Below are 7374 nucleotides of genomic sequence, written 5' to 3'. Positions count from 1 at the left end.
GTGCGCAGCGCGATCTCCGCCTCGGACCGGCCCAGCCAGCCCAGCTACGTGATCGGCAGCGCGCCCAGCTTCACACAGCCCACTGCCTGCGCCCACGCCTCGCGCCCGCCGAGCGCGTCGACCAGATCGGCCGCGGCGACCTGCGTGCGCTTGTCGCCGCCGACCATCGCCGGCCGCACGGTGTTGCCCTGCGCGTCCAGCGGCACGACGGCGTTCTGCTGCGCCGAGACGCCGATCGCCTGCACGCCCTCCAGCAGCCCGCCGCCCGCGGCCTCGCCCAGGGAGAGCAGCCAGGCCTGCGGATCGACGTCCGACGGCCGGCCGCCGCCTTCGGGGCCTTCCACCGGATGCTGCGCATATCCCTGCCTGAGCACGGCTCCGGAGTCCGTGTCACAGACGACGATACGAGTGAAATCGGGTGAACTGTCCAACCCGGCGACTATCCCCATGGCCAAAATTCTGCCGTACCGCTGCGCCGGCTGGAGCCGTGGGCGCCGTCGGGGTTCTCGTCCAGGGCTCGCTGCGGGGCCGTCGTGGCTGGTCGCGCCCACGCGGCGGAGCCGCACATCGATACAGCCCCGCGCCCCTTTCGGGGCGCCGGCATGTTCGGCATCAAGGGGTCACGTATTGCTCGTGCCCCAGTCGTCCTCGCCGCCGTTGTGGGTGGCTCGGTCGCGGAGGTGGCGGACGCGTTCCGCCACCGATTCGGGGACACGGTCGCCGACCTTGTCGCTCACCACGTGGTACGCCTTGCCCGCGAACTCGCGGCCCTGGTGGGCCGCCGTCTCCGCGGTGTTGCGGACGGCGGGGTTCTGAGCGAACTGCCGGGCTGACTTCTTGAGCTGCTCGTAGCGCTCGCGTCCGGCCCTCGTGCCCAGCACGTAACCCAGGACGACTCCGGCGACGAACGTGAGCCGGTAACGCATGGCGGCCACCCTTTCCTTGCGTAGGTCTCCGGTGCGGCGTCGGTACCGGGGAGTGCCGATTGGCGGAGCACCCCCCTGCTTGCGCTAATGTATGTGTCGCAGCGAACGCGCGCCCCCTGGCGGATACCCAGGTAGGTGCGTTCGATGCAAAACGAGACCTTCCTCGGTAGCTCAATTGGCAGAGCAGCCGGCTGTTAACCGGCAGGTTACTGGTTCGAGTCCAGTCCGAGGAGCTCGGTCCTCCGTAGCTCAATTGGCAGAGCAGCCGGCTGTTAACCGGCAGGTTACTGGTTCGAGTCCAGTCGGGGGAGCAGGTTGAACGAGGACCCCTCTCAGGGGTCCTTTTTCATGTCCGTTCCGCTGTCCGGGAACCGCGCGGCACCCGGCGCAGTCCTCAAGGTCACGTAGGCCGTGCGAAGCCGCCCAGCCGAAGCAGGAGATCGTATGAGCGGCTATGCTGCGGCAGACGGCGCGCACACATGTACGCGACACGCCGCTATGGGGCGGTAGCTCAGCCGGTTAGAGCAGCGGACTCATAATCCGTCGGCCGTGGGTTCGAGTCCCACCCGCCCCACCTGTGCAGGCTTCTGACCTGCGGAAACGTTCCGCGTTGAGCGTCTGAACGTCAACTTGCTCTCAACGGACTGAATCCGCTGCTCGCGAGTTCGGATTCTTCTGAGTCTGGCGCCGTCCGCGAGTAGGGGCGCGGCTCTGACCTGGGGCGGAGCAGGTGGTCAGGGTGGTTGTCGGACCCGGGAACAGCTGCCCTGGGGCTCGGAGCCACGATCCAGGGACCAGACAGGGACCAAGACGGCGCCGATGCCTCGCGTGTGTAGGTTTTCCGGCTGGGTCCCTGCTCATTCGTCGGCTGTGAGCCTTCGTCCGCAGAGCGCCCGGTCGGATCACGCGTGCAGTGGGACAACGAGCCGGCCATCGGACGCCGCCGGGGGCATGAGTTCGCCGCCCTGGCCGGGCTGCTGGCCTGCAAGGTGATCCTTTGCCGGGCCCCGCGACCCGGACTGAAGGATCTGGTCGAGCGGACGAACGGCTACCTGGAGGCCAGCTGCGCGGCAGCCTGCTGTTGGCACCCGGTGAGCTGGAGCGGCTCGACTTCCTCCACCAGTTCGCCGACCGATTCGACATCCAGGACAGAGCCGCGAGCGTCAACCTGGGCCTTGCCCACTTCCTCGCCGATGTGGCGCAGGACCCGCGACGCTTCTCGCTGCTGCCCGCCGACGTGCCGCTGCCGGAGGTCCCGGGCTGCGTTCTATTCCCCTGGTCAACCCCGCACCGCTGTACGCTTGGTCGCTGCTGTGGCGCACAGGCAACGGACACCCTGGGCTGGACGGCCTCACCGCCGCCTGCGCCGCGCAAGCAGGGCAGAGCCGATGGCTGGAGTACGACCCGGCGCGCGACTGGCTGCCCGAACCGCCCATGAACGCACCCCGGGGCAAAGCACCCTTGAACAACGCTGGAACGCGAGCAGCCCTGGGGATTTTTGGAGGACTTCATCAGTGAGGGCGTGCACCAGCAACGGCTGGACGAGATGTAGGGTCAGATCACGGCCGAGGAGCACGGTACCGGGGGAGGGAACGGCCTCGTCCGCGTCCGACAGCCGACCGAGCACCAGTTGGCTGCGGGAACTGAAGTCCACGGGCCGGCGGGTAGTCGTTGCGCCCCGGGCCGATGGAGTGGCGGCGGGCCGTGAGCCAGTCCACGATGCCGAGGTGCCTTCTGCGCGGGGAGCCTTCAGCCGGTTCTTGTCCAGAAGCTCACGAGACTGTGGCCGCGGGCTGTTCTCTCTTTACGCAACATGAGTGAGTCAGCTGACTTTTCCGCCCGGTGCTGGTGGTGAGTCTCGTACGGTCTGTGTACGGGGCCGACGGCCGTGGGGGAGGTCCTGACGGCCGGCGCCGGTTGAAAGGCGCACCTGCATGTTGAGGTTGGGGAAGCCGTCGGACGGGCTCACGTTCCAGACGAGTTGCTGCCATTGGGCATGGGTAAGTGTCTGGAGCGCGGCCGCTGTGGAATGTCTTGTTGGAACAGTGCCGACTGCCCCGGATGGTGGGCAGGCGAGGGTCTGGCGGCGCGGATGATGTCCCTCGGACCGTCCATCAGCTGCTGGGTGTTGACGTTCTCTTTGCTGCTCCGTGTCTGGGGCGCGAGTGGGCGGGTGCGGAAGCGGCTGCTGCTGTTGGCGGGATCTACGACCGCCGGGGGCGTCTATCGGGCCGCGACTACCGCGCTGTGGGCGCAACCGGCGCAGGGACTGGACTCACGAGGCTTGGCCGGTTTGGCGGTGGTCACCGGAGTGACGATCGCGGTCGGTCTGGGGATGGCCGGTCTGGTGGTCGCCGCCGATGCCGGTACCGGTCGGCACGCGTGGCTGCGGCGCGTGCTTGATGGGGCCGTCACGGCCGGGGCTGTGCTCATGGCCGGATGGGTATTCCTGGGGAGAACCGGTGATGGCTGGCGGCCGGAGACGGGGATGATCGGCGTCCTTTGGGCCTCGGAAGTCGTGTCCCTCAGTTTTCTGCTCGTCCTGCGACGTCTCGTACGGTGCGACCAGCAGGCCACTGTGTGGGCAGCGATCGTCGGACTGTTCCTCATGCTGATCGGCGACACCCTGCGACTGCGGATGATCGGCGGCCCACATGGCTCCGAGGCGATGTCATTCCAACTGGGCGACGTCTGCGTTACCGCGGGACTGCTGGCAATCGCTGTCGGACCCTGGGTGCCCGGCGGGGGGAGCGTACTGGTCGCAGGTCGGCCGATGCTGCGGTCGGGGAGCGCGTTCATTGTCCTGACAGTCTGCACCGTCACGGCGCTCGGATACGCGTTGACTCCTCTTGCCTACGACCCGGTATCGCTGTTGGTCGGTGGAACAGTAATGCTGGGCCTCTGGGCACGCCATACCTTCCTGCCGAGCGAGAGCACCGGAAGAGATGACTGAGATGCCTGTCCGGCACGGAGGATTCCGTGCCGGACAGGCATCTCAGAGGAACCGCAGGGACCACATAGGGACCACAAGGACCGGAACCAACCGACAAGGACCGTGCAAGGCCGACAGGGATGCACTCGCGTGACCTGCAAGAACGCCATGAATCGACGTGAAATGGCAAGGACCGCCAAGATCCTGAATGGACTCATAATCCGTCGGCCGTGGGTTCGAGTCCCACCCGCCCCACCTGTACAGGCTTCTGACCTGCTGAAACGTTCGTTTTTGGGTGTCGGAGCGTCAACTTTGCCTGAACGGACTGAATCCGCTGCTCGTGGGTTTGGAGTCCGGCGGCGCTCGGGGCAGCTCCAACCCATCTGACCTGCGGCTGAGTAGATGATCGAGGGTGTCGCTCGCCGTCTGGGCGACTGCCTTGACGGCCCATGCCAAGACTCAGGGGCCGTACAGGGGCCGGGGCGGTGCGGTCGTGTCCAGACTGAGGGTGTCTACGGGGCGTTTCGTTGGCTCATCGGCTGGCTGCGCGGGCGTGGGTGGGGCGATGTCGGCCTGCGTGCCGATGGGCCACTTGGTGTTCAGCGGCAGCAGGTGGTGCTGGGAGAGCGTCTGGCGATGGCCGAGGGGAAAGTAACGGCCCGAAGAAGAAACCACCCGGAACCCAGGTGTAGCGGCGGCTCTGAGAGGCCCACGATCTCTCCCGCAGCAATGCAAAGGCGGGTGATGGCCGCCTGAGCGTGGATCAGCATCCGCGTCGCATGTCGGCCTTGCCCTGGGTGTCCTGCAGGAGGGCAAGGCGGCCAACAACCGCCTGCACCTGGACGTACGCGCCGCACCCGGTCTGCACGGCGACGAGCGGATGGCCGCCCTCGACGCGGAGTGCGAGTGCCTCGTCGGTCTCGGCGCCACCCGCTTGCGCCGCGACGGGCCGACGTCTCCCGCCGGCGCAGGTTACATCGTGATGGCCGATCCGGAGGGAAACGAGTTCTGGGACTGAACGACGGGGATCTTCACCCCGGTGAGGTCTTCGGAGACGGCCCACAGCCGCTGCTGGACGGCTGCCTCGTACGACTCCGGGCTGGAGGTGACCAGCCGGGGGTGGCCCTTGACCTCGTTGCGTCCTCCGGGACCGTAGTACTGGCCGCCGAGCGCGGTGGGGTCGGTGGCGGCGCGCAGGGTCGGCAGCGCTCCCATCGCCGGCGTCTGGGTGATCAGCGGCGTGAGCCAGGTGAGCGGAAGCCGAAGGGCCGCCGGGGTGTTGCGGGCGAGCTCGGTGCTGGACATGCCGGGGTGCGCGGCCACCGCGACGGTGGTGCCGTGCGTGGCGAGTCGGCGCTGCAGCTCGTACGTGAACATCAGGTTGGCGAGCTTGGACTGACCATAGGCGGCGACCCGGCTGTACGACCGCTCCCACTGCAGGTCGTCGAAGTGGATCGCGGCCCGGATGCGGTGGCCGGTGCTGCTGACCGTCACCACGCGCGAGCCGGGCACCGGCAGCATCAGGTCCAACAGCAGCCCGGTGAGCGCGAAGTGGCCGAGGTGGTTGGTGCCGAACTGCATCTCGAAACCGTCCCGGGTGGTCTGCTTCGGGGTGTACATCACGCCGGCGTTGTTGATCAGCAGGTCGATCCGGTCGAGCCGGGACCGCAGCGCCGCCGCCGCGGTCCGGACGGAGGAGAGCGAGGTCAGGTCCAACGCCTGCACGGTCACGTCGCCGGTCATGCGGGCCGCGGCCTGCTCGCCCTTCTCGACGTTGCGCACGGCGAGCACCACGGACGCCCCGCGCTCGGCGAGCGCCTTGGCGGTCTCGTACCCCAGTCCGGTGTTTGCCCCGGTCACCACGGCCACCCGCCCGCGCTGGTCCGGAATATTCGCCGTCGTCCACTTCTCGTTCATGTCAGGCTCCCAACTGGCCAACGTACCGAAGGTATCTTGTGTCGACGACGTTAAGGTACTCACGGTACGTTGTCAACGTACCGCAGGTACCTAAGTTAGGCTGGTGAGCGTGACTTTCCAGCGGGCGCGAACCGAAGAGCAGCGGGAGATCCGCCGACGGGCGATCCTCGGCATGGCGTCGGCGATGCTCGACGAGATGCCCGTGGCCGCGGTCACCCTGAACGAGCTCAGCCGCCGGGTAGGCCTGGCGAAGCCGAACGTGCTGCGCTACTTCGAGTCCCGCGAGGCGGTGCTGCTGGAACTGCTGGACCGCTTCCTGCAGGAGTGGCTGACGGAACTGGCAGGCGAGTTGTCCGCCGGCGTCGACGAAAATCTACCCATGGCCGAGCGCGCGGCCGCGGTGGCCGAGATCCTCAGCCGCTCGCTCTCCGGCCGAGTGGTGCTGTGCGACCTCTTCGGCGCACAGGGCGGTGTCCTGGAACACAACGTCTCCGTCGAGGTCGTCGCACGCTACAAGCGCGCCTCCCTGGACCGCCTGACCACCATGACCGCCCTGATCCAGAAGTACCTGCCGGAGCTGGGCGAGAACGCAACACTGTTCAGCCTGCAAACCATGGTCATGGCCGGTGCGCTGTCGGCGTACAGCACACCCCCACCCAGCCTGCAGGCGGCCTACCAGGCCGAGCCCGACCTGGCCCGCTTCCATCTGGAGCTGAAGGACTCCTTGAAGCTGGCCCTGACCGCAACCCTCCTGGGCGTGCTGCCCCGCCCCTGACCCGTGCCCCTGACCCGTGTTGCACCGGACAGGCCAAAACCTCTGTAGTTCTCACGCTCGGCCGATGGGGGGGCCAGAACCACGTAGACCCTGAACGGGCGTTCCCGCGGAGGCATTACTGGCTATGCCGGCATCGGAGCGTATGTGACCAGCAAGTGGGCACTGCGCGGGCTGACCAAGGCCGCGGCTCTGGGACTGGCCCCGGACGGGATCCGTGTCTGCTCCGTCCATCCCGGTGCGGTGCGCACCGGGATGACGGCCGACTTCGACGAGTCGTTCACCGCCGGACAACCCCTCCCGCGATTTGGTGAACCCGAGGAGGTCGCCCGCATGGTCCTCTTCATCGCCACCGACGCCACCTTCTCGACCGGCGTGGAGTTCGTCCTGGCCGGCGGTGTCACCGCCGGCCCGCCCACCGTCCTGACTCCCGCCGACTGACCCTGGGAGGCCAACGACATGCCGTGCGTGAAGTGACGGCACTCAGTTCGAGTCGGGCTCTGGGGTCGGCGGTGCCGAGTTCCTGTGGTGGCACCGATACTGAGCTGCGACGCTGAGGACATGAACGAGCACCGGCCCGGGGCCGGGCGACGTCCGTTGGGTGTGGCGGCCGCCGCCCTGGCCCTGTACGGCGTTTTCCTGCGGCCGCGGGTGCTGACCTGGGGCACGACACCCGACGAAGCCGACCGCGACCTCCCCGGCGATGGCCTCATCCCCGATGCCGACGGCACCTCGACCATGGCCACGACCCTGCCGGCGCCGCCCGGAGAGGTCTGGCCCTGGCTGGTACAGATGGGCTGCAACCGCGGCGGCTGGTACAGCTGGGA

At 67.9% G+C, this 7374-nt stretch carries 5 protein-coding genes, 4 tRNA genes and 3 pseudogenes; 9 read left to right on the top strand and 3 right to left on the bottom strand.

Going from position 1 to position 7374, the window contains the following annotated elements; translation table 11 throughout:
• Window positions 1–47: 47 nt before the first annotated feature.
• Together ABZ281_RS29830 and ABZ281_RS29825 are read right to left on the bottom strand one after the other, a co-directional pair.
• Window positions 48–449: pseudogene (locus tag ABZ281_RS29830) on the bottom strand (FGGY family carbohydrate kinase); the annotation flags it as partial.
• A gap of 171 nt (window positions 450–620) precedes the next feature.
• A complete protein-coding gene (locus ABZ281_RS29825; RefSeq protein ID WP_221758190.1) occupies window positions 621–926 on the bottom strand; it encodes a YtxH domain-containing protein in 306 nt (101 codons plus the stop codon).
• A 160-nt stretch (window positions 927–1086) separates the two neighbouring features.
• Between ABZ281_RS29825 and ABZ281_RS29820 the strand changes: the two genes are divergently transcribed.
• The 6 genes and pseudogenes from ABZ281_RS29820 to ABZ281_RS29795 all read left to right on the top strand — a co-directional run.
• Window positions 1087–1159: transfer RNA gene (locus ABZ281_RS29820), tRNA-Asn, on the top strand.
• 5 nt (window positions 1160–1164) lie between these two features.
• A tRNA-Asn gene (locus tag ABZ281_RS29815) sits at window positions 1165–1237 on the top strand.
• A 189-nt stretch (window positions 1238–1426) separates the two neighbouring features.
• Window positions 1427–1500, top strand: a tRNA-Ile gene (locus ABZ281_RS29810).
• Between the two features lie 1737 nt (window positions 1501–3237).
• Window positions 3238–3879: a hypothetical protein gene (locus ABZ281_RS29805; protein WP_356660442.1), complete on the top strand. Its 642-nt coding sequence runs from the start codon at window positions 3238–3240 to the stop codon at window positions 3877–3879.
• A 157-nt stretch (window positions 3880–4036) separates the two neighbouring features.
• Window positions 4037–4113 (top strand) — tRNA-OTHER (locus tag ABZ281_RS29800).
• A 547-nt stretch (window positions 4114–4660) separates the two neighbouring features.
• A pseudogene (locus ABZ281_RS29795) lies at window positions 4661–4876 on the top strand (VOC family protein); the annotation flags it as partial.
• Here the strand turns inward: ABZ281_RS29795 and ABZ281_RS29790 are convergent.
• On the bottom strand, window positions 4831–5775 hold the full coding sequence (locus tag ABZ281_RS29790) for an SDR family NAD(P)-dependent oxidoreductase (RefSeq protein ID WP_356660440.1): 945 nt from the start codon (window positions 5773–5775) through the stop codon (window positions 4831–4833). The pseudogene ABZ281_RS29795 and the gene ABZ281_RS29790 overlap by 46 nt on opposite strands.
• Window positions 5776–5884: 109 nt before the next feature.
• On the opposite strand from ABZ281_RS29790, the gene ABZ281_RS29785 reads away from it, so the two are divergent.
• The 3 genes and pseudogenes from ABZ281_RS29785 to ABZ281_RS29775 all read left to right on the top strand — a co-directional run.
• Window positions 5885–6550 (top strand): TetR/AcrR family transcriptional regulator, encoded by a 666-nt coding sequence (locus ABZ281_RS29785; protein ID WP_356660438.1) that lies wholly within the window; start codon window positions 5885–5887, stop codon window positions 6548–6550.
• A 90-nt stretch (window positions 6551–6640) separates the two neighbouring features.
• A complete protein-coding gene (locus ABZ281_RS29780; protein ID WP_356660444.1) occupies window positions 6641–6988 on the top strand; it encodes an SDR family oxidoreductase in 348 nt (115 codons plus the stop codon).
• Between the two features lie 120 nt (window positions 6989–7108).
• Window positions 7109–7374 (top strand): annotated as a pseudogene (locus ABZ281_RS29775) (hypothetical protein); the annotation flags it as partial.

The organism is Streptomyces sp. NPDC006265 (genome assembly GCF_040613555.1).
Taxonomy (GTDB): Bacteria; Actinomycetota; Actinomycetes; order Streptomycetales; family Streptomycetaceae; genus Streptomyces.
Note: the sequence above shows the minus strand (reverse complement) of the source record. Positions and strands in the feature narration are given on the sequence as shown.

Excerpts from the sequence above, each read along its gene's own strand:
- ABZ281_RS29825 (WP_221758190.1), bottom strand. The coding sequence starts at position 926 with ATGCGTTACCGGCTCACGTTCGTCGCCGGAGTCGTCCTGGGTTACGTG.
- ABZ281_RS29790 (WP_356660440.1), bottom strand. The coding sequence starts at position 5,775 with ATGAACGAGAAGTGGACGACGGCGAATATTCCGGACCAGCGCGGGCGG.